We start from the raw sequence: 26,392 nt of genomic DNA on the forward strand, positions 1-26,392 counted from the left end.
GAGGGAACAAACGTCCCGGCTTTTTTCATAGGAGGATACGGTGGAACTATTCGATACTCAACCACTGCATATGGCTGTCGACAATAACAGAGTGATCGGAATCACGACGAGAAACGGCGGGGTGAGTGCTTACCCGGCCGACGCCATGAATATGGCGCATTATATCGATGACCTGCCGGCTAATGTCGTTCATAACCAGCAGCTGCTTGCTGAGGCGATCGGTGTGCCGCGTGAGAACTGGGTGTTTCCGGTTCAGACGCACGGCAACCGGATTGCTCAAGTGACTGCCGAACACCGGGGAACCAATATTGATGAACTGACTGGTGACCTGCATGGTTATGACGGGCTCTGGACGATAGAAGCAGATGTTCTCTTGACGATGTGCTTTGCAGACTGCGTGCCCGTCTATCTTTATTCATTAGTCGATTCGTTTACAGCGCTCGGTCACGCGGGCTGGCGGGGAACGCTCGGCATGGTCACAGGAGAACTGATTAAAGAAGTGACGCATCCTGAAGAACTCGTCTGCATCATCGGACCGTCCATCTGTCCGGACTGCTACGAAGTGAACGAAGATATCAGGAGGCAGTTCAACGCGCTGCCCTTTGACACAGCACCTTTCTTTGAACGGAAGGACAGCGGGCATTATAAGATCAACTTAAAGGCACTGAACCGGGAAATCGCCCTATTTCACGGAGTTAAGCCGGAGAATATATGGATTTCAGCACATTGCACAGCAGAACACCCTGACTTTTTTTCTTATCGGACGGAATGCGGCAATACAGGCCGGATGCTTGCATTTATAGGAACGAGGAATGAACATGACAGTTAAAGAAAATTTGAAAACAATCAATGAGTCACTAGCTGCAAGAACAGGCAGCAGTCGTCCTACTGTAATTGCAGTCACAAAATATGTTACAATAGACCGAGCAAAGGAAGCATTAAATGCCGGCGTCACTCACTTCGGAGAGAACAGAGTTGAAGGATTTCTAGCTAAGAAAGAGGCGCTGCCGGAAGGGATTTTCCATTTCATCGGTTCGCTGCAGACGAGAAAAGTGAAAGACGTGATCAATTCGATTGATTACCTGCATTCGCTGGATAGATGGTCACTGGCTGAAGAGATCGAAAAACGTGCGGATCATCCCGTTAAATGTTTCGTACAGGTAAATGTGTCCGGAGAAGCATCAAAGCACGGGATGGCGCCGGAAGCAGTCGTGCCGTTCGTGCAGTCATTAAAAGCATTTCAACAGATCGAAGTGGTCGGCTTGATGACGATGGCGCCTTTCTCGGACAACGAAGAAGAACTGAGAAGCTGCTTTGCCGCTTTAAGAACATTAAAAGATGAAGTAGCGGACTTGAAACAGTCCAATGCACCATGTACTGAGCTGTCAATGGGTATGAGCAATGACTATTTGATTGCTGCAGAAGAAGGTGCGACATTTATTAGAATTGGCACAAAGCTTGTCGGGTAGGAGGACACTATGGCGATTAAAGATGTATTTAAAGGATTCTTCGTCGTTGAAGATGAAGACAATGATAATGAGATATACAGCAGTGAAGATACACGCGAAGCGCGGCTGAAAGAAGAGCAGAAGGTCGTCCAGAAGAAAGTGGTGCAGGGTGAACCAAGAAAAGCATTTAAGCCGACGGAGAACAAAGTGGTGACTAAACCGAACGTTGTCAATATAAAGCAGGATGTGCAGAGCAGCTCGAAAATGTGTCTGTTTGAGCCCCGTGTGTTTTCAGATACGCAGGATATTGCGGACGAACTTAAGAATCGTCGGGCGACGCTTGTCAATCTGCAGCGCATCGATAAAATCTCTGCTAAAAGAATCATTGATTTTCTGAGTGGAACAGTATATGCTATCGGCGGCGACATTCAGCGCATCGGCCAGGATATTTTTCTGTGCACACCTGACAATGTAGAAGTTGCAGGAAGTATCACAGAGATGCTGGATGCCCCTGAAAACATGGAAGAAAGATAGGAGAAAAAATGTCCCAGGATATCGTCATACCCATTTTTAACTTTATATTGTTTTTGCTGCAAGTTTATTTCTATGCCATGATTGTCTATTTCTTTATGTCGTGGATTCCAGGTGCGCAGCAATCCGCATTCGGCAGAATACTGGCACGAATCGTCGAGCCTTACTTAGAACTGTTCAGACGCTATATTCCGCCGGTCGGCATGTTTGATCTGTCAGCCATTGTCGCGTTAGTGGTGTTCAACTTATTCAGAAACGGCGTTATAGCTATTTATTACCAGTTTGTACTACCTCATCTGTATTAATTTGAATGAGCGATGACGAATAATCTCAGTTTAATGGGATTATTTTTTTGTAGCATAAGGAGAAGCGCATGAATCTACTACAGCATTTCAGATACGAAGAACAGGAGACAGTCAAAGCGATGATGCAGTTCTGTGAGCGCGCAGATTCAAGCTATGCACCGGTATTGACGCCTTTTCTTGATCCCCGCGAACAGTATATTTTAACTGTCGTCGTCAAGCAGTTTGCCGGCCTTCATGTTCATACGTTCGGCGGTGATGCCCAGGCTGAACGCTGCCGGGCCATCATCAGTCCGGACTACTTTGTTCCGGAGGAGGAGGACTTTCAGCTGACACTGCTTGAAGTGAATTATCCGGACAAATTTGTCACGCTGACGCACCGCAATTTACTCGGCTCGCTGATGCAGACCGGCATTAAACGGGAGCAGCTCGGTGATATCAGAGTCGGGCATCACATCCAGTTCGTTTTGACGAAACATTTTGAATCTTTTATGATACTCGAATTGACACGCATCAAGAAAGCCGCCGTCACTTTGCGGGCCGTCCCGTTCAGTGACTTCATTGAACCGGTGGAGGCTTATACGCAGCTGCAGACGACGGTCTCCAGTTTAAGGCTCGACAATGTCATCCAGCAGCTCACAAAGAAGTCACGGGCGGTCGCCCAGAAACTCATAGACGGCGAACATGTTAAAGTGAATCATACCGTGATCACTAAGACGAGTTTCACAGTGGAAGAACACGACTTATTATCCATCAAAGGATTCGGCAGAGCGAAAGTCACGCATATCGGAGACCGGACGAAAAAAGACAAAATCAGACTAACGATAGAGACATTATTTAATTAAGAGGTGAACACAATGAATTATTCTCCTTCAGACATCGAAATGAAGCAGTTCAATATCGTCCATAAAGGATTGAATGAAAACGAAGTAAGAGATTACTTGCGTGAACTGAGTGATGAACTGGAACGGCAGCGTGAAGAAAAAGCGATGCTGCAGCGCATGATTGACGATAAAGATGAAAACATCAGCCGATTCCGCGCGGTTGAAAATACAATCGGTGAGGCGCTTGTCGTTGCACAGCGCGCCGGCGATGAAATTAAAGCTGCAGCAGGCATGCAGGCTGACGTCATCATTAAAGATGCGCAGAACCATGCCGATCAGATTGTCAATGATGCGATGCAGAAAGCCCGCGAAATCAGTTTTCAGACAGAAGACATGAAGCGCCAGTCAAAAATTTTCCGTGCACGGTTCCGTATGCTTGTAGAAGCGCAGCTTGATCTGCTGAAGAATGAGGACTGGGATTACTTATTAAATTACGATTTGGAAACAAAACCTATTGAACAATCGCAGTTAAATGATGTAGAATCAGAGTAATAGTTAAATAGCAGAACCGTTCTATAGCATAATGGCAGTCAAGCGAGCTGATGACAGTGGGAGATCAGCCTGCCGCTCTATGGATATATCACTCTGCTGATTAATTCAATCATGAACTAAGAGAACTCTAAACTTGAGTTAAACAAGGTGGTACCGCGGAGCAATTCGTCCTTGATACAAAGTTTAGCGTTCTTTTTTTATATTTAGAAAATGGAGATGATCAAATGGAATATAAAGACACATTGCTGATGCCGAAAACTGCTTTTCCGATGCGCGGCGGTCTGCCGAACAAAGAGCCTGAGATTCAGGCGCAGTGGGATGAGCAGGATTTATATCATAAAATTTTAGAGAAAAATGCCGGAAAACCGAACTATATTCTGCATGACGGCCCGCCGTATGCAAACGGACAGATCCATATGGGTCATGCCCTAAATAAAATCATCAAAGACTTCATTACCCGTTATAAAGCGATGACCGGCTTCAACTCACCGTTTGTTCCCGGCTGGGATACGCATGGTCTGCCGATTGAACAGGCACTGACCAAAAAAGGAGTCAACCGCAAGGAGATGTCTGTCGCTGAGTTCCGTGAGCTGTGCAAGCAGTTCGCATTAGAGCAGGTCGACCTGCAGAAAGCAGATTTCAAACGTCTCGGTGTCAATGCGGACTGGCAGAAGCCATACATCACGCTGCAGGAGAAGTTTGAGGCGGAGCAGATTCGTCTGTTCGGCGACATGGCGAAAAAAGGCTATATCTATAAAGGGAAAAAACCGGTCTACTGGTCTCCGTCCAGTGAATCATCACTAGCTGAAGCAGAGATCGAGTACCAAGACAAAGTATCACCATCAATCTATGTCGCATTTAAGACGAAAGATGGTAAAGGTCTTGTCGACAACGATGTGAAGTTCGTCATCTGGACAACGACGCCGTGGACATTACCTGCGAACGTAGCAATCGCTCTTAATCCGGCGCTTGATTATGTACAGGTGAATGTCGCAGGAGAATCATTCATCGTCGCTCAAGTACTGCTTGACAATGTTTGTGACGCAGTAGGCTGGGACAAAGACAGTGTAACGATCGACAAGACATTTAAAGGCGAGGCACTTGAACATATTACAGCGCAGCATCCGTTCCTTGACCGTGAGTCACTCATTATTTTAGGGGACCACGTAACGACTGATGCCGGTACCGGCTGTGTGCATACTGCACCTGGGCACGGGGAAGATGACTTTATCGTCGGTCAGAAATATGATCTTCCTGTCATCTCACCTGTAGATGATAAAGGGGTGTTCACTGAGGAAGCGGGCGAATTCGCAGGTGTCTACTATGATAAAGCGAACAAGCTGATCACAGAGAAGCTGACAGAAGTCGGCGCACTGTTGAAACTTGAATTCTTCACGCACTCATATCCGCATGACTGGCGTACAAAGAAACCAGTTATTTTCCGTGCGACACCGCAGTGGTTCGCATCCATCAACAAAGTCCGCCAGGATATACTGGACGCGATTGATGAGACAGCGTTTAAAGTGGACTGGGGTAAAACACGTATTTACAATATGATCCGTGACCGCGGCGACTGGGTCATCTCCCGTCAGCGTGCATGGGGCGTGCCGCTGCCGGTATTCTATGCGGAGAACGGCGACATCATCATGGAAGAAGCAACGATTGAGCATGTCGCACAGTTATTTGAACAGTTCGGCTCGAATGTGTGGTATGAAAGAGAATCGAAAGACTTGCTGCCGGAAGGCTATACACATAGCGGCAGCCCGAACGGTGAGTTCACAAAAGAGACGGATATCATGGACGTCTGGTTTGATTCAGGATCATCGCACCGCGGTGTACTGGAAGCACGTCCGGAACTCTCATTCCCGGCAGACCTGTACTTTGAAGGGTCTGACCAGTATCGCGGCTGGTTCAACTCATCCATCACGACAGCGGTAGCGACACGCGGGAAATCACCTTACAAAAAACTCCTGTCCCATGGCTTTGTCATGGACGGAGAAGGCCGTAAGATGAGTAAGTCACTCGGTAACACGATCTTACCTGAGAAAGTCGTCAAACAGATGGGTGCAGATATCATCCGTCTCTGGGTGATGTCAGTCGATTACTTGGCAGACGTCCGTATTTCTGACGACATCCTGAAGCAGGTGTCAGAAGTGTACCGTAAAATCCGTAACACATTCCGCTTCCTGCTCGGTAATGTGGCAGACTTCAATCCCGAGACAGATGCGGTGGCTTATGACGACTTAACAGAAGTCGATCAGTATATGCTGAACCGCCTTTATGCCTTTGTCAACCAGGCACATGGTCATTTTGAGAATCATGACTACTTATTCATCTATCAGGAGCTGCAGAACTTCATCAACGTTGAACTGAGTAATTTCTATCTCGATTACGGCAAAGATATTCTTTATATCGAAGGCCGGCATGCACACGTCCGCCGCAGCATGCAGACCGTTATTTATGAAGTGCTGACTTCCTTGATTCGGTTACTGGCACCTGTTCTCCCGCATACAGCAGAAGAAGTATGGAGCCATACCCCTCATGTCACAGAAGAGAGCGTGCATTTAACAAATATGCCGGAAACAACAGAAGTCGATACTGCGTTAGTTGAGAAGTGGGAGAGATTCCTTGAGCTGCGCGATGATGTGCTGAAAGCATTAGAAGATGCGCGTCATGAGAAAGTCATCGGTAAGTCACTGGAAGCGAAAGTGCAGATCTTCACTGACAATGCTGAAGATAAGGCGCTGCTTGAGTCGTTTGACAACTTAAACCAGCTGTTCATCACGTCACAGGCAGAACTTACTGCTGATCAAGCAGGTAAGGACTATGACTTCTTAAATGTTGCGGTAGCGAAAGCAGACGGAGAGAAATGTGAGCGCTGCTGGAACTATACAACAGAGCTCAACGATGAAAAACTATGCCCGCGCTGTCAGAGCGTGCTGCAGGCCGGCTAATACAGAAGTAGTGAATAACAACCATCCATGGATGGTTGTTATTTTTTTATATAAGTTAATAGAATATAATTATGTCAACTTAAAAATCAAGACGATTACTGCGAAATGTGATAAAATAGGAAAGATTGGAGTGAGGACATGACTAAAAAATACAACCTGGCACTAATGATTCCTCTCGGTATGTTCTTGGTTGCTATGGATCAACTTGCAAAATGGATTATCGTTAAAACGCTGGCAGTCGGTGACTCTGTCCCGGTGATCGGCGATATACTGGAAATTACGTCTCACAGGAATTACGGCGCTGCCTGGGGCATGCTGCAGAATCAGAGGATTTTCTTCTTCATCATCACTATTTTTGTGCTGCTGATGATTCTCTACTTCTACCGGAAGGATGCTGTCAATAAGCCGTTGATGCAGCTTGGTCTGACACTCGTCTTCGCCGGAGCAGTCGGCAATTTCATCGACCGCCTGTTCAGAGGAAGCGTCGTGGATTTCATCGATACGAAGATCATCAACTATGACTTCCCGATTTTTAACATCGCAGATTCATGTTTGACGATTGGTGTCATCATACTGCTCTATGAAATATTAGTGAATGAAAATAAGGAGAAAAAGAATGCAGACATTTAATTTTGAAATACTGGAAGAAGAAGTGGGTCAGCGTATCGATAAATATTTAACAGATATGAATGCTGACTGGTCGCGCAACCAGATCCAGGACTGGATTAAAAATGAACTTGTCCAGGTGAACGGTAAAGTGGTGAAAGCGAACTATAAGCTGAGATTGAACGATGAGATCATCGTGACAGAGAAACCGGTGGAAGAAGTCGATTTAGTCGCTGAGGATTTAGGCATTGAAATCTATTATGAAGATAAAGATGTGGCGGTTGTCTATAAACCAAAAGGGATGGTTGTGCATCCGGCACCGGGACATCCGAACGGCACGCTGGTCAATGGTCTGATGTATGCGATTAAAGACTTGTCAGGCATTAACGGGGAGATCCGTCCGGGAATTGTGCACCGTATCGATAAAGATACATCAGGACTGCTGATGGTCGCAAAAAATGATATCGCACACCGCGGTCTCGTAGATCAGCTGGTCAGTAAAACCGTCACGCGGAAGTACACGGCGCTCGTTCATGGCATCATTCCTCATGAATTCGGCACGATTGACGCACCGATCGGACGCAATCCGAAAGACCGTCAGGAAATGTCCGTGCAGGATAACGGCAAAGAGGCGGTGACACATTTCAACGTGCTGGAAACATTTGATAAGTTCTCACTCGTTGAATGTCAGCTGGAAACAGGACGTACGCATCAGATCCGTGTCCATATGAAGCATATCGGCTTTCCACTCGCAGGAGACCCGAAATACGGCCCTAAAAAGACACTTGATATCGGCGGGCAGGCGCTGCACGCAGGAGTCATCGGCTTTGAGCATCCAGTGACGGGCGAGTATATCGAGCGTACGGCTCCGCTGCCTGACTATTTTGAAGAGCTGATCCGTAAACTACGCAAATAGTTTTAGAATGTTGTTTGACAATGGTCGTCAGTATGTTACTATGTATATAACTTAATCACGTTGCTTTTAACTAAGTCCAGAGAGGCTTAAAAGGCGTTGAGCGGGCAAAACCTCACGTCTATTAGACGTGAGGTTTTTTAGGAGGTTAATATGGAAAAACGAGTCATTCTTGATGATAAAGCAATCGACAGAACATTGACACGGATTGCCCATGAAATTCTGGAGAACAACAAAGGGACGGCTGACCTTGCTTTGCTCGGCATCCGGACGCGTGGTGTCTACCTCGCGAACCGCATCCAGCAGAAAATCGAGAAGATTGAAGGTGTCATCGTGCCGACAGGTGTGCTCGATGTGACCGCATACCGTGATGATATTGATGACCGTCATGCAGTGGAGGTAACGGCTTATGAAATCCAGGCTGACTTGAACAATAAGCATGTCGTCATCGTCGATGATGTGCTTTACACGGGACGCACCGTCAGAGCATCACTGGATGCAATCCTTGATCAAGTGCGGCCGAAGCGCATCAGCCTTGCGACGCTGGTCGACCGCGGGCACCGTGAGCTGCCGATCCGGGCGGACTTCATCGGTAAGAACATTCCGACGGCCCTCACTGAAGAGATTGTTGTGATGCTTGATGAAGTTGATGAGAAAACACAAGTTTATATTAAATAAATCCTTTTAAATCGGTACGAGATACCGGCAAAGGGCCATTAAGTGAAAAACTTAAGTCTCTTTGCATACGCAAAGAGACTTTTTTTGATAAGGAGAAGAAAAAATGACGATTAACGAAGAAATATACGAACGCACGGTGGAACCGGTCTACGATGTTCATGACAAACCAAGAGCACGGGAATGGCTGCTGCTGAGTTCACAGCACTTGTTCGCGATGTTCGGTGCGACTGTACTTGTCCCTTATTTGACAGGACTCCCGGTGTCAGCGGCACTGATTGCATCTGGTCTTGGGACACTGCTTTATCTGCTGATTACAAAAGGGATGATTCCTGCTTATCTCGGTTCAAGCTTCGCTTTCATCACGCCGATCATCGTCGGACTGAAGACGCATGACCTAGGTGAGATGCTGATGGCGCTCTTCATGTCAGGTGTGTTCTATGTCATCATCGGTCTGATGATTAAGCTCACCGGCACAGAGTGGCTCTTGAAACTGCTGCCGCCGGTTGTTGTCGGACCCGTCATTATGGTCATCGGTCTCGGCCTTGCGCCTGTTGCTGTCAACATGGCGATGTATAAAGACAGCGCACAGATGACAGGTTACAGCGGTCAGTACTTAATCATCGCTGCGGTGACAACGCTGACAGTTGTTGCCTTCAATATATTCGCGAAAGGCTTCTTCTCGATTATTCCGGTGCTGATGGGTATCATCTTCGGCTATATTACAGCAGTCGCACTTGGCGTAGTTGATTTCACAGGAATCAGTAAAGCCAAATGGCTGCAGCTGCCGGACATCTACATGCCGTTCAGAGATTACCAGCCGACATTTGACTGGATGCTGATTTTAATCATGCTGCCGATCGTCCTTGTCACAGTCAGCGAGCATATCGGCCATCAGGTCGTCATCAACAAAATTGTAGGAAGAAACTTCTTCAAAAACCCGGGTCTTCATCGAAGCTTGATCGGTGACGGTGTGTCAACGATGGTATCTTCCATCATCGGCGGCCCGCCGAGCACGACTTACGGTGAGAACATCGGAGTTCTTGCCATCACAAGAATTTACAGTGTATGGGTTATCGGCGGTGCCGCAGTGCTGGCCTTGATCTTAGGCTTCGTCGGTAAGTTTACAGCGCTTGTATCCAGTATCCCGACGCCGGTCATGGGCGGCGTATCTATTCTCTTGTTCGGGATCATCGCAGCAAGCGGACTGCGCATGCTGGTGGAATCAAAAGTAGATTTCGGCGATAAGCGTAACTTGATCATCGCCTCTGTCATTTTAGTGCTCGGCATCGGTAAAGCGCATATTGACCTGACGATTCAGGATATCCATCTGAATATCGAAGGGATGGCACTTGCTGCACTGGCCGGCATACTGCTGAATCTCATCCTGCCTGAAGCAAAAGTTCATGAAGATTACGAATAAGGAGGCAGACGATGAAACATCTGCATTCAATTAATGAGTTGACGCCGGAACAAATGATGGCTGTCATTGAACGGGCATTAGCATTTAAACAGGGGAAAAAAGCACACTACTCAGGATATGCTGCCAATCTATTTTTTGAGAATTCAACGCGGACAAAATGCTCCTTCGAAATGGCGGAACGCCGCTTAGGACTCGATGTCATTCCGTTTGAGACAAGCACTTCTTCAGTGACAAAAGGCGAGAGCCTGTACGATACATGTAAGACGCTTGAAAGCATCGGAGTTGATGTACTCGTCATCAGACACCCCGATAATGCATACTACGACCAGCTTGAAGTGCTGAATATTCCGGTCGTGAACGGCGGGGACGGTAGCGGTCAGCATCCTTCCCAGTGCTTGCTGGATTTGATGACGATCTACGAGGAATACGGCACGTTCAAAGATTTAAAAGTGCTGATCTGCGGCGATATTATTAACTCGCGTGTCGCAAGAAGCAATTACACGGCACTGACGAAACTCGGCGCACATGTCCAGTTCGCAGCACCTGAGCACTGGCAGGACTATACACTGGATGCCGCTTACGTCGCAATCGATGATGTCATCGGGGACATTGATGTCTGCATGCTGCTGCGCGTGCAGCATGAGCGCCATGCAGATGGTCAGTCGTTTGAAGAGGCTGATTACCATTCACGATACGGCCTGACAACCACGCGCTACAATCAGCTGAAAGACGGAGCGATTGTCATGCATCCTGCGCCGGTCAACCGCGGTGTTGAGATTGACAGTGCGCTTGTCGAAGCGGATAAATCACGGATCTTCAAACAGATGGAAAACGGTGTTTACACACGCATGAGTATATTGAGTCATATTCTTGATAACTAAGGAGTGGATATAATGGCGACATTGCTACGGAACGGTAAAATACTTGAAAACGGTGAACTTGTCACCCGCGATATTCGGATTGAAGCAGGCAGAGTGAGTGAAATAGGCGAACGCCTGAATGTTTACAACAGCGACATCATCGATTTGAACGGCCAGTTTGTCTCTGCAGGATTCATTGATGTCCATGTCCATTTGAGAGAACCGGGCGGTGAGCATAAAGAGACGATTGAAACAGGGACAAAAGCAGCGGCACGCGGCGGTTTTACAACCGTCTGCCCGATGCCGAACACAAGACCTGTGCCGGATACAGTCGACCATTTAGAACGTCTGAATGCCTCTATCAGAAGAAACGCAGCTGTCAGAGTTCTGCCTTATGCGTCCATTACAGAGCGGCAGCTGGGCGAGCAGCTCGTAGACTTCAAAGCGCTGAAAGAACACGGCGCTTTTGCTTTCACTGATGACGGGGTCGGGGTACAGACGGCGAGCGTCATGTACGAAGCGATGCAGCAGGCAGCGAAGCTTGATATGGCAATTGTTGCGCACTGTGAAGACAATTCACTCATTTACGGCGGCGCTATGCATGAAGGTGAAGTCTCTAGGAAGCTCGGCATTCCAGGCATTCCGGCTATCTGTGAGGCCGTGCAGATTGCACGTGACGTCCTGCTCGCTGAGGCAGCAGGCTGTCATTATCATGTCTGCCATGTATCTTCAAAAGAAAGTGTCCGAGTGATCCGCGACGCAAAGCGTGCCGGTATTAAAGTGACCGCTGAAGTGACGCCGCACCACTTATTATTAAATGAGACAGCCATCACTGAAGATGATGCGATTTTGAAGATGAATCCACCGCTGAGAGGTCACGATGACCAGGCGGCATTAATCGCAGCGCTGCTGGACGGTACGATTGACTTTATTGCGACAGACCATGCACCGCATGCAGCGGACGAGAAGGCACAGCCGATGGCTAAGGCACCATTCGGTATTGTCGGCAGCGAAACGGCATTCCCGCTGCTCTATACACATTTCGTCAAAAATGGGGACTGGACTCTGGAACAGCTTGTCAGCTATATGACGACAAAACCAAGTGACGTCTTCCAGCTGCCGTACGGTAGGCTTGCAGTTGGTGAACCCGCAGACATCACAGTGATCAATCTGGACGACTGCTATGAAATCAAGGCGGAAGATTTTCTGTCTAAAAGCAGCAACACCCCGTTTATCGGTGAGAAAGTATTCGGCAATGTCACATTGACTTTAGTAGAAGGAAAAATCGCTTATCAGGAGGAACAGCATGCGTAAACAAAGATTTCTAGTATTAGAAGACGGCACAATATTCAAAGGCTACCGGTTCGGCAGCGACAAAGAGATTACAGGTGAAATCGTGTTCAATACAGCCATGACCGGCTATCAGGAAACATTATCCGACCCGTCGTACACCGGTCAGATCATTACGTTCACTTATCCATTGATCGGCAACTACGGCATCAATAGAGATGATTTCGAAACGTTGACTCCGACATTAAAAGGGATGGTCGTCCGTGAGGCATGTGAGCTGCCAAGTAACTTCAGAAATATGGCATCGCTTGACGAGACGCTGACTTCTTATGATATTCCTGGGATTGATGGCATTGATACGCGTCAGCTGACAAGAAAAATCCGTGAGCACGGTGTGCTGAAAGCAGCATTTGTCAACGACGAAGACAACATTGCTGCAGCGATTGAAGCGCTGAAAACAGCAATCTTCCCGACCGATGAAGTGGCACAAGTGTCAACAAAGACAGCATATGTATCGACTGGAAACGACTTAAGAGTCGTGCTGATTGACTTCGGCAAGAAAGAGAACATCGTCCGTGAACTGAATCTGCGCGGCTGTGATGTCACAGTCATGCCTTATAATACGACGGCAGAGGAAATCCTTCGTCTGCGGCCGGATGGTGTCATGCTGTCAAACGGTCCCGGCAATCCGCAGGACGTTGAAGCGGGGATCAATATGATCAAAGGAATTCTCGGCCATATTCCATTCTTCGGTATTTGTCTCGGCCACCAGCTGTTTGCACTTGCATGCGGTGCAGAGACGTTCAAGATGAAGTTCGGTCACCGCGGTGCCAACCATCCGGTTAAAAACTTGGCGACCGGCAGAATTGAGATCACTTCACAAAATCACGGCTACGCAGTAGATCCAGCTTCCGTCAGAAACACAGCGCTTGAAATTACACATACAGCCTTGAACGACGGTACGGTGGAAGGGTTAAGACATGTATCGCTGCCGGCGTTCTCCGTCCAGTATCATCCGGAGGCGTCTCCTGGCCCGCATGATCCGAACTACTTATTTGATGACTTTATCACATTGATGACAGAAAACAAAGGGAGTGTCCTAAATGCCTAAACGCGACGATATCAATACTATACTTGTAATTGGTTCAGGCCCGATCATCATCGGCCAGGCCGCAGAGTTTGACTATGCAGGAACACAGGCGTGTCTTGCGTTAAGAGAAGAAGGGTACCGCGTTATTCTCGTGAACTCAAATCCTGCGACGATTATGACAGATACTGAGATTGCGGACAAAGTGTACATCGAGCCGCTTACGCTTGACTTTGTCGCACGTATTATCCGTAAGGAACAGCCGGATGCGCTGCTGCCGACGCTCGGCGGTCAGACGGGACTGAATATGGCTGTGCAGCTGCATGAAGCGGGGATTCTTGAGGAGAACAATGTGACGCTGCTCGGCACGAAGCTCTCTTCTATTGAACAGGCGGAAGACCGTGATTTATTCCGCAGCCTGATGAATGAACTCGGTGAACCAGTTCCTGAAAGTGATATCGTCAATGATGTCCAGGGGGCCGTCAACTTCGCCAATGCTATCGGCTATCCGGTCATCGTCCGTCCGGCATTCACAATGGGCGGCACCGGCGGCGGTATTTGCCATCATGAGAAAGAACTGATTGAGATCGTCACTAACGGGCTGAAGTACTCTCCTGTGACTCAATGTCTGATCGAAAAATCTATCGCCGGCTTCAAGGAGATTGAGTATGAAGTGATGCGCGACTCAAATGACAACGCGATCGTCGTCTGCAACATGGAAAACATTGACCCGGTCGGTATTCATACGGGTGACTCAATCGTTGTAGCACCAAGCCAGACATTATCTGACCGTGAATATCATATGCTCCGCGATGTCTCCCTGAAAATCATCCGGGCACTGAAAATTGAAGGCGGCTGTAACGTTCAGCTTGCGCTTGACCCGCATTCATTCAATTATTACATCATTGAAGTCAATCCGCGTGTATCGCGTTCATCAGCACTTGCTTCTAAAGCGACCGGCTATCCGATCGCGAAACTCGCTGCTAAAATTGCAGTCGGGCTGACACTTGATGAGATGCTGAATCCGGTGACCGGCACAAGTTACGCAGCCTTTGAACCGGCACTGGACTATGTCGTGTCAAAAATACCGCGTTTTCCGTTCGATAAATTCGAAAAAGGTGAACGTGTACTCGGCACTCAGATGAAAGCAACAGGAGAAGTAATGGCGATCGGCCGTACTTATGAAGAATCTCTGCTGAAAGCAATCCGTTCCCTTGAATATGGTGTCCATCACCTCGGTCTGCCGAACGGCGAGCAGTTCGACCTTGACTTCATCGAAGCGCGCATTAAAGCACAGGACGACGAGCGTCTGTTCTTCATCGGTGAAGCATTAAGACGCGGCGTGACACCGGAACAGATTCATGAGCTGACGAAGATTGATCTGTTCTTCCTGAACAAAATGCAGCATATCATCGACATCGAGCATGACCTGAAAGAACATCCGGGCGATATCGACCGCTTGATCTGGGCGAAGAAATACGGCTTCAGTGACCGTGTCATCGCCCATAGATGGCAGATGACTGAGCGTGACGTTTATAATCTGCGTCATCAGCATCACATTCTTCCTGTCTATAAAATGGTGGACACTTGTGCCTCAGAGTTCGAATCATCGACCCCGTATTTCTACGGCACGTACGAGACTGAGAATGAATCCATCGTCTCAGATAAAAAGAAAATCGTCGTTCTCGGTTCCGGACCGATTCGCATCGGGCAAGGGGTTGAATTCGACTATGCGACCGTACATGCTGTATGGGCGATCCGTGAGATGGGTTACGAAGCGATCATCATCAACAACAACCCTGAAACCGTATCAACCGACTTCTCCATCTCGGACAAACTGTATTTTGAGCCGCTTACTGAAGAAGATGTCATGAACATCATCAACCTTGAGCAGCCGGAAGGTGTCGTCGTGCAGTTCGGCGGCCAGACGGCGATTAACTTGGCAGAGAAGCTGTCTAAATACGGTGTGCAGGTGCTGGGAACAAGCCTTGAGAACTTGGACCGTGCTGAAGACCGTAAAGAGTTTGAAGCCTTGATGCAGACCATCAGCATCCCTCAGCCATTAGGTAAAACAGCAACATCTGTAGAAGAAGCAGTCGCTAATGCAGACTTTATCGGTTATCCGGTGCTCGTCCGCCCGTCATACGTCCTCGGCGGCCGTGCCATGGAAATTGTATACGATAAACAGGAACTGACTAACTACATGACGCAGGCTGTTAAAGCAAGCCCTGAGCACCCGGTCTTAATCGACAGATATTTGACAGGAAAAGAGATTGAAGTGGATGCCATCTGTGATGGTGAGACAGTAGTCATTCCAGGGATTATGGAGCATATCGAACGTGCGGGCGTCCATTCCGGTGACTCTATCGCCGTCTACCCGCCGCAAAGTCTGACTGAAGAACAGATTGAAGTGCTGGCAGACTATACAACACGCCTCGCTCACGGACTTGAAATTGTCGGTCTGCTCAACATCCAGTTTGTTATCGCAGACAATGAAGTGTATGTCCTTGAAGTGAACCCGCGTTCAAGCCGTACAGTACCGTTCTTAAGCAAAATCACAGAAGTACCGATGGCAAACCTTGCGATGAAAGCTATTTTAGGTGAGAAGCTCACGACAAAAGGCTACAGCGAAGGACTGATTCCGTTCAAGGAAGGCGTCTTCGTGAAAGCACCGGTGTTCAGTTTCAGCAAGCTGAAGAACGTCGACATCACGCTCGGGCCGGAGATGAAGTCAACAGGAGAAGTCATGGGCAAAGACATGACACTTGAGAAAGCACTGTATAAAGGGCTTGTGGCAAGCGGTCTGCAGGTGAAAGATCACGGAACAGCGCTCATTACTGTAGCTGACAAAGACAAAGAAGAAGCGCTTGAACTGGCTAAACGTCTGCATAGCGTCGGTTACCGCATGATGGCGACAACAGGAACCGCCGCAGTGCTCAAGGCACACAATATTCCAGTCGTGGAAGTCAGCAAAATCGGGCAAGAGTTAAATCTGCTTGACGTCATTAAAGACGGGCACGTCCAGATTGTCATCAATACAATGACTAAAGGTAAACTTTTTGAACGTGACGGCTTCCAGATCAGACGTGAATCAGTCGATAACGGTGTACCTTGTTTAACGTCTCTTGATACAGCGAGAGCATTGATTGGAGTCATCGAGAGCATGACATTCAGTATGAATCAGATGTAGGGGGAATAACCATGCAGGAAAAAATGACAGTCGTCAGTCAACGGCCGATTGCCCGCAATATTTTTGAGCTGGTGATGCACGGTACGATTACAAGAAACATGAAGACACCCGGGCAGTTCGTCCATATTCGTGTCGGCAGCTCCAATGAGTTTATGCTCAGACGCCCGATTTCCATCTGCAATGTCAATGCCGAAGAAGAAACATTGACATGTCTGTACCGGGCGGAAGGAAAAGGGACGCTTGCCCTGTCAGCAGCACGGCCGGGTGACGTCATTGATATTATCGCACCGCTCGGCAACGGTTTCCCGGTAACAGCCGCAAAGAAATGTGCGCTGCTGATCGGCGGCGGCATCGGTGTGCCACCGCTCTACGAACTGTCCAAGCAGCTGAACGCGCGTGGAATCAAGACGATTCATGTGCTCGGGTTCCAGTCTGAAGCAGATATGTTCTATATGGATGCATTCAGTGCACTGGGCGAAACACATATCGCGACAGTTGACGGCAGTTACGGCACACGTGGGTTTGTGACGGACGTCATTAAAGCACTGCCTGTGGTGTATGACACGTTCTATACATGCGGACCGATCGTCATGATTAAAGCGATTGAAGCGGCACTGCCTGATACACCTGGCTTTATGTCCCTTGAAGAGCGGATGGGCTGCGGCATCGGAGCGTGCTATGCGTGTGTCTGTCAGGCAGACAACAGCCATGGTTATGTGAAAATCTGCTCAGATGGCCCTGTATTTGAGAAAGGAGCGCTTGTACTATGAGATTAACTGTGGAATTGCCGGGGCTCAGCCTGAAAAATCCTGTGATGCCCGCTTCCGGCTGCTTTGCGTTCGGACAGGAATATGCGCGCTTTATGGACCTCAATCAGCTCGGTGCCATTATGATCAAAGCGGCGACAAAAGAGCAGCGTTTCGGCAACCCGACACCGCGCGTCGCCGAAACGTCAAGCGGTATGATCAACGCGATCGGTCTGCAGAATCCGGGCGTCGACCATATTATGGCGCATGAACTCAAATGGCTCGAGCAGTTTGATGTGCCGATTATCGCAAACGTTGCCGGGTCTAAAGTGGAGGACTATGTGGATGTGGCCGGAAGCATTTCAACAGCACCGAACGTCCATGCGCTGGAACTGAATATTTCCTGTCCGAATGTCAAGGAAGGCGGCATCCAGTTCGGTACAGATCCGGAGACTGCGGCACGCCTGACAAGCATGGTCCAGGAAGTGTCGGCTGTGCCGGTCTACGTCAAGCTGTCGCCGAACGTCACGAATATTGTTGACATGGCAAAAGCCGTGGCACCTTATTGCGACGGACTGACTATGATCAATACATTAGTCGGCCTGCGCATTGACCATAAGACAGGAAAACCGATCATCGCGAATGTTGTCGGCGGATTAAGCGGTCCAGCGATCAAACCTGTCGCGATGCGTATGGTGTATGAAGTACGTCAGCACCTGGACATTCCTATTATCGCCATGGGCGGTGTGACTGATGCAGAAGACGTCATTGATTACATTTCAGTCGGCGCTGATGCCGTAGCAGTCGGTACAGCAAACTTCCAGAACCCGACTGTCTGCCGGGACATTATTGAAGCACTCCCGTCAAAACTTGATGCTTTAGGTGTCAACCATATTCACGAACTGAAAGGGCGCACGTTGCGTGCGTTAGGTTTATCATGATGACCAAGCCGATTATCGCACTGGATTTTAAAAATATGACGGAAGTCACTGACTTTCTGGCACCATTTGATGAAGCACTGTTCGTTAAAGTCGGGATGGAGCTGTATTTACAAAATGGTCCTGCTTTGATCAAGGAAATTAGAGCGATGGAACATGAGATCTTTCTCGATCTTAAGCTGCATGATATTCCGAACACGGTGAAACAGGCGATGTACGGTCTTGGCGGGCTGGACATCCAGATGACCAATGTCCATGCCGCAGGAGGGTGCACCATGATGACGGCAGCACTTGATGGTCTGCGTGCTGCAGGCAGTGAGGCCGCGCTTATCGCCGTGACCCAGCTCACAAGTACATCTGAAGAACAGATGCAGCGCGAGCAGCTCATACAGGTATCGATGAACGACAGCATTCTTCACTATGCAGAAACAGCACAGCAAGCAGGTCTTGACGGTATTGTCTGCTCAGCCCATGAGAGCCGCATCATTACAGATAAGCTTGGAACATCATTTTTGAAAGTCACGCCCGGCATCAGAACTGCGGAAGATGCTGTCGGTGACCAAGTACGGGTCGCAACACCGGAGTACGCCCGTCAGAACGGGTCGACTCATATTGTCGTCGGCCGCGCCATCACACAGGATGCTGATCCAGTGGCCAAGTATCAAATAATCAAGAAAGCGTGGGGAACAGAATGCTGAAACAAGAAATAGCACGTCATTTATTAACAATCGGAGCAGTCGCCTTCAGCCCGGAAGAACCTTATACATGGGCATCCGGCATTAAAAGCCCGATTTACTGCGATAACCGCCTGACGATGTCTTATCCTGAAGTACGCGGTGAAGTGGCGGACGGCTTAGTGACACTGATCAAACAGCACTATCCGGAAGTGGAAGTCATCGCGGGGACTGCAACAGCAGGTATTCCACATGCTGCATTTGTCTCTGAACGGATGCAGCTGCCGATGAGCTACGTGCGTTCTTCCAGTAAAAAGCACGGTAAAGGCAACCAGATTGAAGGGAAAGTGGAGGCTGGACAGAAAGTCGTCGTCGTTGAAGATTTGATCTCAACGGGTGGGTCTGCTATTGATGCATGTGACGCCCTGAAAGCACATGGCGCCGATGTGTTAGGCATTGTCGCTATTTTCAGCTACCAGCTGCAAAAAGGCAGGGACAAGCTTACTGCAGCCGGTTATCCTTATTCCACCTTGACCGACTTTGATACACTGGTGGAAGAGGCGGCAGCCATGAACAAACTGAACCAAAAAGATATCGAGACAGTCACTGACTTCAGAAATAATCTGTAATATTTTCAGCCCGTTTACTGTATACTACAATAAACGGGCTAAACTATTGAGGTGACTTATGGGGAACAGATGGAATCATATTAACTCATTCATTAAAAACAGAAATGAAACAACGACCATTAAGCGGCAAATACCATCAAAGAATGACGGACGCAGTACATTACATGCGCAAGTCATAAAACCGGTCAAGCAGTTCGACTATAAGATTGAAACGTTCATCACTTATGTCTTTTATGCGTTGTCCAAACCGCACATCATTGTCGGAGACGAACGCAGCAGCAGATATTTTATATTTGCGGCATTGAATTTCCTGCTTTACTTAGTCGTGCTTTTTTTCGTCGGCGCTACAGCGGGCGGGCACTTCAACTGGCAGCACGGCACTGTCAACATGATGCTGCAGGGGCTGTTCACCATCGCACTGATTCTGTTCACCTTTTTCATCCAGCTGCTGTCAATTAACCGGATGAACACCATCTATAAAGTATTCGTCGATACGATCAGTTATTTCTCGATTGTCAGCTTTATCGGTGCTGTGCAGGTAATCTTCAATCTTCTCGCTCTGCCGTTCATTCATGAGCTTGAGATCATCTCGTTTTTGATCATCATGAGCATACCTATGAGATTGTTCACGACTTACAATGAGAAGCATCACTTTGATATCGACGTCTTTAAGCTCAATCTGATGTTCATCGTATTGATTGTCATCTATATGGCGCTTGCCGAACATATTCCGTGGACTAGATTTTTAGAGGGGATTAGTTCACTGAGTGCCAAAAATTAAATAATAAGAAGAGTCCAGGACATTGTTATCCTGGACTCTTCTATTATGAAACCGGTTTATGCGCCGAAGAACTCAGCATTGATTTTTTCCGCCAGTTCATCAATATCGTCGGTGATAAGTGACACATATAATTTAATCTTTGGTTCAGTGCCTGATGGCCGCAGTGCAATCCAGCCGTCCTCAAAGAAGAACTTCAGCACATCAGCTTTCGGCAGATGAATCGCGGTCTCGCCGTGTTCGTCTTTCCGGAGCTGCGCTGCGTAGTCTTCTATGGCTGTGACTTTCAGACCGGCAATAGAAACAGGTGACTCCTGTCTTGCTTTTGTCATAATATCCTGGATTTTCTGTCTGCCACTTTGACCTTCAAATGTATGGGCGAACAGTTTCTCCTGGTAATGGCCGTAAGTGCTATAAATATCGTTCATCTTATCGACGATGGTCTTGCCGTCATTCTTCAGCTCGCTGGCTAATTTAATGATGAGCGGCACGATCTGCACGGCATCTTTATCGCGGACAAACGGGCTTGCCATATAGCCGTAGCTTTCCTCATAGCCGAATATATAGTGATAGTCCTCTGTGCGTTCGAACTCGGCGATTTTCTCGGCGATGAATTTGAATCCTGTCAGTACATCGAACATTTTGACATCGTTTTTCTCTGCAATGACTTTGCCGAGTTCACTGGTCACGATGGATTTGACGGCGGCACGGTTTTTAATACCTTTTGTCTGTTCAATGCGGTAATTGAGAAGAAGACTTCCGAGCTGGTTGCCGTTGAAGTAATGGAAGTCATCACCGACTTTTGCGACAACGCCCATACGGTCTGCATCCGGGTCTGTTGCAATGAGCAGGTCGGCATTTTCTTCCCGAGCCAGCTCAACGGCCAGATCGAATGCCGCGTGATCTTCCGGATTTGCTGAGGCGACGCTTGAGAAGTCCGGATCCGGCTTACACTGCGCAGTGACCAGCTTGAAATTGCTGAAATTCAGTGATTCCAGTAGTTCCGGTATAATCGGTACGCTTGTCCCGTGAAGACTTGAGAAGACAACCTTTAAGTCTGACTGCGGAATATCCTGGATCAAGTCGATGACTTCCTGCTTATAGCTTTCAATAACATCAGTATGCGCCTGTTTCACAAGGCCGTCTGCCTTTAACTGCGCTAAAGGTTTGACGGGAATAGTCAGTTCATCGTCAATTCCATCAATATAGCCGCTGACTTTCTGCGAACCTTCCAGTGCCATCTGACCGCCATCTGGTCCATAAATTTTAATCCCGTTATAGTCAGGCGGGTTATGGCTCGCCGTGATCATGACACCGGCATCCGCCTGCAGGTAGCGGACGGCGTATGATAGTTCAGGCGTTGTATGATAGCGCTTGAATATATAGGCTGTGATGCCGTTTGTCCCGAGGACAGCCGCAATCTCATCACAGAACTCCTTAGATAGATGGCGGGTGTCATAAGCAATGACGACTGTTGCGTGCTGAGTCATTTCATTTAAATAGCGGCTTAAACCATGAGCCACTTTGCGGACGGTGAAGCGGTTCAGACGGTTCGGTCCAAGACCAATCTTCCCTCGGATACCGGCAGTACCGAAGGCAAGGTCTGCGCTGAAACTTTCCTCTTTCTCTTCCTCGGACAGTTGATGATACTGCTCTTCAGTGATCAGACTGTGCTGTAATTGAGTTTCCCATTGTTGTCTAGCAGGCATGTAAAACATCTCCTTATTGATTAATAGACGTGCTTTAAAATAACGCTCTCAAAAGGTTCCAGTGCATAGCAGTATGACTGCGTCGCTGACGATTGAGTCGTACTTAACACCATATCAAATACCCCTGCATGCGGCAGTTCAATCGTATAAGATTCAGGTGTCGGGTTGAACATGACAATGAATTCACATGATGTATCAAGCAGCCGGGCACCGAATACCGGCGGTGGACAGGCAAAGCTGATGATTTTTGATGTGATGTCCTGGTAATCTGTCATCCGGAACACGGTAAAGTCCTTCTTGAGGGCTACCGCTTTTTTGAACACTGCTATCTCCTTGTCATAACGCTGACGTCTGCTCCAGTTCAGGCGATTCATATAGTCACCGAGATTATACGTGTTACCGTGACCATACTTTGTCCGGAAGAACTCCTGGCCTGCATGGATGAACGGCACCCCCTGGCTCAGCAGAGTGAAAATAGTCGTCATCTGATGAAGCAGCAGCTTGTCCTCATCCGGACGGTCGACTGAGTAATATATACGGTCATATAACGTATGGTTATCGTGCACTTCGCTGTAATTGATAGTCTGCTGCACGTGCATATCATCATACTTTCCGGTGAACAGATTATACATCCGGTCATTATATTTGCCGAAGCCGTTCATATAACCTGTATCTTCGATGTCAAAGTTATTGCCCTTCAGTGTATCTCTGAAGAAGTCATTAAAGAAATGAATATGAGGTACGAGATGGCCATTGGCAGGAACTGTTTTCTGCTCGTCTGCTAACGCTGTGTTTAAGTTCCATCCTTCACCGAGCAGCATGATGTTCGGGTGTCTTTCGTGCAGCGCTTCGTCAACTGTCTTCATCGTCTCCACATCAATGGCGCCCATTAAATCGAAACGGAAGCCGTCTACTTTATAGTAGTCAGCATAGTAGAGCAGGGAATCGATGATAAACTTGCGGGCCATCACACGCTCACTCGCAAAGTCATTACCGACACCTGTTCCGTTGCTGATTGAAAGATCATCGAAGTATCTGAAGTAATAACCGGGGACGAGCTTCTCAAATGAGGAGGTCAGTCTGTCAAAGACATGATTGAACACTACATCAAAAATAATGCCCATCCCGTGTCCGTGATAAGTCATGATAAGCTGCTTGAGTTCAAGCAGCCGTTGTTCCGGCTGCCCGGGTGCCTCGGAAAAGCTGCCGTCCGGTGTCTGGAAATGCACAGGGTCATAACCCCAGTTATAATTAGCTGTAAATTTAACATCATCGACCCGGGCGAAATCATTGATAGGCAGCAGTTCAACGTGAGTGACTCCGAGTGCCGCGATGTAATCGAGTCCTGTGCTGAAGCCGTCCGCAGTCGTTGTTCCGGCTTCAATCATCGCGCTGAATTTTCCGCGCTGATGCTCCGGAATACCACTGTTCGGGTGCATGGAAAAGTCACGGACATGCACTTCATAAATAATGCTTTCCTCCTGCTTGATAGCCGGGACAGTATGACTGCTGAAGCCGTCCGGTTCAACTTCCGGATTGACGACGACGCCTGACACTGCATTCAGAGCCAGTCCTTTCGCGTATGGATCGACCATGCGGCTGTATTCGTGATTTGTGACGACGCCGAATAAATATTCAGCAAGATGAAAATCACCGTGCAGCGTCACGGTCCAGTTGCCATCCTCATAAGTCATTGGATAAACACGTTCGCCGATAATGACATCGGCTGAGGCCGCAACCGGCGACCATAAGGTGAAGGTCGTCGCCTCCGGATGATAAATGGCACCATAAGCTGTTCCTGGCTGCTGGAACTTCTCATCAAACGCTGCTGTCCTGACTATCTGTCCGATATGGAGCGGATATTTCTCCTGTTGAAACTCAAGCCACCACGAGGCGTTCAAGGCGATGGACTGAGCAGTAGTAAAAGTAAATACATTTTCATGCTGACAGCTATATTTAACAGGAAGGGTTATCCCTTCACAGCTGATGACAGCATCATGAAAATACTGATCAGGCTGATCTACCGAATGATATGGCAGATTGATTTCAGTGAAATGATCAATATAGCCGACATAAGTCATATTTTGCCTCCTCTGCAGACTAGTTAAATTATAAACTGACAGCGCGTGCAATGCTATCAGTATTCCTTTATTCTCTAAATAAAATGAATATTCTATCTGTTAAATGTTATACTTCGTGATTAATTACAAGTACAATGATAAATGAAGCATAAAATAGCTTTTATGCATAATAATTAAGGGTATATATGACTATACATGCGCACGACTTAGTGTACGGGAAGGAATGATGATATGCAGGAAGTTTCTGAGTTAGACCAATATTTATTTCATCAGGGCACTCACTATGAGGCTTATCAGTTTTTAGGTGCGCATTATTATTCTGAGCAGCAGATGACGACGTTCACTGTATGGGCGCCTAACGCCCGGGCCGTCGCAGTTGCGACAGACAGCAACAGCTGGACCGGTGAAGGCTATGAACTCGAGCGGATTAATGAGCAGGGACTGTGGAGCGGAAGCTTCAGTATCGAGCCGGCAGTCACCTACAAATATGCAATTCATACTGACCAGGGCACACTGCTTAAGGCGGACCCTTACGGCAGATATGCTGAAGTCAGGCCGAGAACAGCGTCGGTTATCACGAAGCCGTCCACTTATGAGTGGCATGATGACGACTGGATGACTTCTAAGAGCAAAGGCAATCCGTATACTAGTGCCATCAATATTTATGAGGTGCATCCCGGGACTTGGAAAAAGCATGACGTTGAATGGACAGCTGATATGACTGTCGACAGCTATACAGATGCCACTTATTATTCATACCGCGAGATGGCGGAAGCGCTTGTACCATACGTCAAAGAGATGGGCTATACACATGTTGAGTTTCTGCCGCTGACGGAGCATCCATTTGACTTGTCCTGGGGTTATCAGGTGACCGGCTACTATGCACCGACATCGCGCTTCGGTACACCGGATGACTTCAAATATTTAGTGGACTGCTGTCACCAGGCGGGTATCGGCGTGCTCATGGACTGGGTGCCGGCTCATTTCTGTAAGGACGCCCACGGCTTAAGGCAGTTTGACGGTGCACCGCTGTATGAATACAGCGACCCGAAACGAGCGGATAAGAAAGGATGGGGGACACTAACCTTTGATTTCGGGCGCAATGAAGTGCAGAGTTTTCTCATCTCCAATGCCAACTTCTGGCTCCAGGAATTTCATCTGGACGGCCTGAGAGTGGACGCGGTCCACAGTATGACCGATCTGAACTTTGAAAATCATACGCCTGAAGAGAAAATCTTTAATGAAGAAGGCACGAGTGAACATAAAGAAGCGGTTGCTTTCATCCGCAAGCTGAACACAGTTATTTTTGACTACCATCCTGAGGCTCTTGTGATGGCTGAAGATTCCTCCGACATACCGATGGTGACAGCGCCCGTCGATCAAGGCGGTCTTGGCTTCAACTTCAAATGGGATCTCGGATTTATGCATGATACGCTTGATTACTTTGAACTGGAACAGAGTGAACGGCGCCATCATCATCAACATTTAACATTTCCGATGATGTACCGTTATAATGAGAATTATGTACTGCCGTTTTCCCATGATGAAGTCGTCCATGGTAAACGGTCTATGCTGGATAAGATGCCGGGTGACCAGTGGCAGAAATTCGCCAATCTCCGGGCTTTATACGGCTATACAATGACTTATCCAGGTAAAAAGCTGCTCTTTATGGGAAGCGAACTGGGCCTGTACTCTGAATGGAAAGATAAAGAGCAGGTGGACTGGTTCATCCTCGACTATCCAATCCACCATAAGATGCAGACTTATGTGAAGGCGCTGAATCATCTCTATACGCAGTATCCTGAACTTTATGAGCTGGATTATGAGCCGGAAGGGTTCAGCTGGATAGACGTTGATAATGCTGAACAGTCGATTATCAGCTATGTAAGAACAAGTAAGAGTGGACGGCAGCTGGTCATCGTCCTGAATTTCACCGGCGAGGTTCATTATGATTATGTGCTCGGCGTACCCGCTGCCGGGAGCTACCAGGAAATCTTCAATTCTGACCGTGAGGAATACGGCGGCTCCAATCAAGTAGTGGAAGATATACTCTATTCAGATAAAGCAGCCGTAAATGGGTATAATAATAGTATTAAAACGAAGCTTCCGCCGTTTGGCATGGCGATTTATCAGAAGCTCGAGGAAACACCAAAAAATAAACTTATTGCTGGAGGAATATAAG

At 47.9% G+C, this 26,392-nt stretch carries 23 protein-coding genes; 21 read left to right on the forward strand and 2 right to left on the reverse strand.

Features of this window, described 5'->3' with window-relative positions; translation table 11 throughout:
- The first annotated feature begins 40 nt into the window (after window positions 1-40).
- From pgeF to ERX35_RS02290, 20 genes are all read left to right on the forward strand, one after another.
- Window positions 41-829, forward strand: coding sequence for a peptidoglycan editing factor PgeF (pgeF, locus tag ERX35_RS02195; protein WP_246143099.1), 789 nt, complete (start codon window positions 41-43; stop codon window positions 827-829).
- Window positions 819-1,469, forward strand: a complete 651-nt coding sequence (locus ERX35_RS02200; protein ID WP_149458265.1) for a YggS family pyridoxal phosphate-dependent enzyme — start codon at window positions 819-821, stop codon at window positions 1,467-1,469. Before pgeF ends, ERX35_RS02200 begins: the two co-directional genes overlap by 11 nt.
- A gap of 9 nt (window positions 1,470-1,478) precedes the next feature.
- Window positions 1,479-1,982: a cell division protein SepF gene (locus ERX35_RS02205; RefSeq protein WP_149458266.1), complete on the forward strand. Its 504-nt coding sequence runs from the start codon at window positions 1,479-1,481 to the stop codon at window positions 1,980-1,982.
- Between the two features lie 8 nt (window positions 1,983-1,990).
- Complete coding sequence (locus tag ERX35_RS02210; protein WP_149458267.1) at window positions 1,991-2,284, forward strand: YggT family protein; 294 nt, start codon at window positions 1,991-1,993, stop codon at window positions 2,282-2,284.
- A 68-nt stretch (window positions 2,285-2,352) separates the two neighbouring features.
- Window positions 2,353-3,126 (forward strand): YlmH family RNA-binding protein, encoded by a 774-nt coding sequence (locus ERX35_RS02215; RefSeq protein ID WP_149458268.1) that lies wholly within the window; start codon window positions 2,353-2,355, stop codon window positions 3,124-3,126.
- A gap of 12 nt (window positions 3,127-3,138) precedes the next feature.
- Entirely contained in the window at window positions 3,139-3,657 is a 519-nt protein-coding gene (locus ERX35_RS02220) for a DivIVA domain-containing protein (protein ID WP_149458269.1), read from the forward strand.
- Window positions 3,658-3,881: 224 nt separating this feature from the next.
- Entirely contained in the window at window positions 3,882-6,611 is a 2,730-nt protein-coding gene (gene ileS, locus ERX35_RS02225; protein WP_149458270.1) for an isoleucine--tRNA ligase, read from the forward strand.
- A 138-nt stretch (window positions 6,612-6,749) separates the two neighbouring features.
- Window positions 6,750-7,241, forward strand: coding sequence for a signal peptidase II (gene lspA / locus ERX35_RS02230; RefSeq protein WP_149458271.1), 492 nt, complete (start codon window positions 6,750-6,752; stop codon window positions 7,239-7,241).
- On the forward strand, window positions 7,228-8,133 hold the full coding sequence (locus ERX35_RS02235; protein WP_149458272.1) for an RluA family pseudouridine synthase: 906 nt from the start codon (window positions 7,228-7,230) through the stop codon (window positions 8,131-8,133). The genes lspA and ERX35_RS02235 overlap by 14 nt, the downstream gene beginning before the upstream one ends.
- A gap of 150 nt (window positions 8,134-8,283) precedes the next feature.
- Window positions 8,284-8,808, forward strand: coding sequence for a bifunctional pyr operon transcriptional regulator/uracil phosphoribosyltransferase PyrR (pyrR, locus tag ERX35_RS02240; protein ID WP_149458273.1), 525 nt, complete (start codon window positions 8,284-8,286; stop codon window positions 8,806-8,808).
- Between the two features lie 103 nt (window positions 8,809-8,911).
- Window positions 8,912-10,228 carry a uracil-xanthine permease family protein gene (locus ERX35_RS02245; RefSeq protein ID WP_149458274.1) on the forward strand — a complete coding sequence of 439 codons (1,317 nt, stop codon included), beginning with the start codon at window positions 8,912-8,914 and terminating at the stop codon, window positions 10,226-10,228.
- A gap of 11 nt (window positions 10,229-10,239) precedes the next feature.
- Window positions 10,240-11,109, forward strand: a complete 870-nt coding sequence (locus ERX35_RS02250; RefSeq protein WP_149458275.1) for an aspartate carbamoyltransferase catalytic subunit — start codon at window positions 10,240-10,242, stop codon at window positions 11,107-11,109.
- A gap of 12 nt (window positions 11,110-11,121) precedes the next feature.
- Window positions 11,122-12,402, forward strand: a complete 1,281-nt coding sequence (locus ERX35_RS02255) for a dihydroorotase (RefSeq protein ID WP_149458276.1) — start codon at window positions 11,122-11,124, stop codon at window positions 12,400-12,402.
- Window positions 12,395-13,489 carry a carbamoyl phosphate synthase small subunit gene (locus tag ERX35_RS02260; RefSeq protein ID WP_149458277.1) on the forward strand — a complete coding sequence of 365 codons (1,095 nt, stop codon included), beginning with the start codon at window positions 12,395-12,397 and terminating at the stop codon, window positions 13,487-13,489. The genes ERX35_RS02255 and ERX35_RS02260 overlap by 8 nt, the downstream gene beginning before the upstream one ends.
- The gene (gene carB / locus ERX35_RS02265; RefSeq protein ID WP_149458278.1) at window positions 13,482-16,655 is read left to right on the forward strand and encodes a carbamoyl-phosphate synthase large subunit; all 3,174 of its coding nucleotides are present in this window, start codon (window positions 13,482-13,484) and stop codon (window positions 16,653-16,655) included. The genes ERX35_RS02260 and carB overlap by 8 nt, the downstream gene beginning before the upstream one ends.
- A gap of 5 nt (window positions 16,656-16,660) precedes the next feature.
- Window positions 16,661-17,425 (forward strand): dihydroorotate dehydrogenase electron transfer subunit, encoded by a 765-nt coding sequence (locus ERX35_RS02270; RefSeq protein ID WP_211359967.1) that lies wholly within the window; start codon window positions 16,661-16,663, stop codon window positions 17,423-17,425.
- Window positions 17,422-18,342: a dihydroorotate dehydrogenase gene (locus ERX35_RS02275; protein WP_149458279.1), complete on the forward strand. Its 921-nt coding sequence runs from the start codon at window positions 17,422-17,424 to the stop codon at window positions 18,340-18,342. The genes ERX35_RS02270 and ERX35_RS02275 overlap by 4 nt, the downstream gene beginning before the upstream one ends.
- Window positions 18,339-19,037: an orotidine-5'-phosphate decarboxylase gene (gene pyrF / locus ERX35_RS02280; RefSeq protein WP_149458280.1), complete on the forward strand. Its 699-nt coding sequence runs from the start codon at window positions 18,339-18,341 to the stop codon at window positions 19,035-19,037. Before ERX35_RS02275 ends, pyrF begins: the two co-directional genes overlap by 4 nt.
- Window positions 19,034-19,642: an orotate phosphoribosyltransferase gene (pyrE, locus tag ERX35_RS02285; protein ID WP_149458353.1), complete on the forward strand. Its 609-nt coding sequence runs from the start codon at window positions 19,034-19,036 to the stop codon at window positions 19,640-19,642. The genes pyrF and pyrE overlap by 4 nt, the downstream gene beginning before the upstream one ends.
- Before the next feature lie 58 nt (window positions 19,643-19,700).
- On the forward strand, window positions 19,701-20,423 hold the full coding sequence (locus ERX35_RS02290; RefSeq protein WP_149458281.1) for a hypothetical protein: 723 nt from the start codon (window positions 19,701-19,703) through the stop codon (window positions 20,421-20,423).
- 56 nt (window positions 20,424-20,479) lie between these two features.
- Here ERX35_RS02290 and ERX35_RS02295 read toward each other — a convergent pair whose 3' ends face one another.
- The gene (locus ERX35_RS02295) at window positions 20,480-22,129 is read right to left on the reverse strand and encodes a phospho-sugar mutase (protein WP_149458282.1); all 1,650 of its coding nucleotides are present in this window, start codon (window positions 22,127-22,129) and stop codon (window positions 20,480-20,482) included.
- Between the two features lie 20 nt (window positions 22,130-22,149).
- The gene (pulA, locus tag ERX35_RS02300; RefSeq protein ID WP_149458283.1) at window positions 22,150-24,210 is read right to left on the reverse strand and encodes a type I pullulanase; all 2,061 of its coding nucleotides are present in this window, start codon (window positions 24,208-24,210) and stop codon (window positions 22,150-22,152) included.
- Between the two features lie 231 nt (window positions 24,211-24,441).
- Between pulA and glgB the strand changes: the two genes are divergently transcribed.
- Window positions 24,442-26,391 carry a 1,4-alpha-glucan branching protein GlgB gene (glgB, locus tag ERX35_RS02305; RefSeq protein WP_149458284.1) on the forward strand — a complete coding sequence of 650 codons (1,950 nt, stop codon included), beginning with the start codon at window positions 24,442-24,444 and terminating at the stop codon, window positions 26,389-26,391.
- The last annotated feature ends 1 nt before the right edge of the window (window position 26,392 follow it).

The sequence above is a fragment of the Macrococcus equipercicus genome, assembly GCF_004359525.2.
Classification (GTDB): Bacteria; Bacillota; Bacilli; order Staphylococcales; family Staphylococcaceae; genus Macrococcus; species Macrococcus equipercicus.

Bases quoted from the DNA above. Each gene is read 5' to 3' on its own strand.
- ERX35_RS02205 (WP_149458266.1), top strand. From the start codon at position 1,479: ATGGCGATTAAAGATGTATTTAAAGGATTCTTCGTCGTTGAAGATGAA.
- ERX35_RS02295 (WP_149458282.1), bottom strand. From the start codon at position 22,129: ATGCCTGCTAGACAACAATGGGAAACTCAATTACAGCACAGTCTGATC.
- ERX35_RS02210 (WP_149458267.1), top strand. From the start codon at position 1,991: ATGTCCCAGGATATCGTCATACCCATTTTTAACTTTATATTGTTTTTG.
- ERX35_RS02245 (WP_149458274.1), top strand. From the start codon at position 8,912: ATGACGATTAACGAAGAAATATACGAACGCACGGTGGAACCGGTCTAC.
- lspA (WP_149458271.1), top strand. From the start codon at position 6,750: ATGACTAAAAAATACAACCTGGCACTAATGATTCCTCTCGGTATGTTC.
- ERX35_RS02250 (WP_149458275.1), top strand. From the start codon at position 10,240: ATGAAACATCTGCATTCAATTAATGAGTTGACGCCGGAACAAATGATG.
- glgB (WP_149458284.1), top strand. From the start codon at position 24,442: ATGCAGGAAGTTTCTGAGTTAGACCAATATTTATTTCATCAGGGCACT.
- pyrF (WP_149458280.1), top strand. From the start codon at position 18,339: ATGATGACCAAGCCGATTATCGCACTGGATTTTAAAAATATGACGGAA.
- ERX35_RS02235 (WP_149458272.1), top strand. From the start codon at position 7,228: ATGCAGACATTTAATTTTGAAATACTGGAAGAAGAAGTGGGTCAGCGT.
- ERX35_RS02200 (WP_149458265.1), top strand. From the start codon at position 819: ATGACAGTTAAAGAAAATTTGAAAACAATCAATGAGTCACTAGCTGCA.
- ERX35_RS02260 (WP_149458277.1), top strand. From the start codon at position 12,395: ATGCGTAAACAAAGATTTCTAGTATTAGAAGACGGCACAATATTCAAA.
- ERX35_RS02255 (WP_149458276.1), top strand. From the start codon at position 11,122: ATGGCGACATTGCTACGGAACGGTAAAATACTTGAAAACGGTGAACTT.
- ERX35_RS02220 (WP_149458269.1), top strand. From the start codon at position 3,139: ATGAATTATTCTCCTTCAGACATCGAAATGAAGCAGTTCAATATCGTC.
- ERX35_RS02215 (WP_149458268.1), top strand. From the start codon at position 2,353: ATGAATCTACTACAGCATTTCAGATACGAAGAACAGGAGACAGTCAAA.
- ileS (WP_149458270.1), top strand. From the start codon at position 3,882: ATGGAATATAAAGACACATTGCTGATGCCGAAAACTGCTTTTCCGATG.
- ERX35_RS02290 (WP_149458281.1), top strand. From the start codon at position 19,701: ATGGGGAACAGATGGAATCATATTAACTCATTCATTAAAAACAGAAAT.
- pyrR (WP_149458273.1), top strand. From the start codon at position 8,284: ATGGAAAAACGAGTCATTCTTGATGATAAAGCAATCGACAGAACATTG.
- ERX35_RS02275 (WP_149458279.1), top strand. From the start codon at position 17,422: ATGAGATTAACTGTGGAATTGCCGGGGCTCAGCCTGAAAAATCCTGTG.
- pulA (WP_149458283.1), bottom strand. From the start codon at position 24,210: ATGACTTATGTCGGCTATATTGATCATTTCACTGAAATCAATCTGCCA.
- carB (WP_149458278.1), top strand. From the start codon at position 13,482: ATGCCTAAACGCGACGATATCAATACTATACTTGTAATTGGTTCAGGC.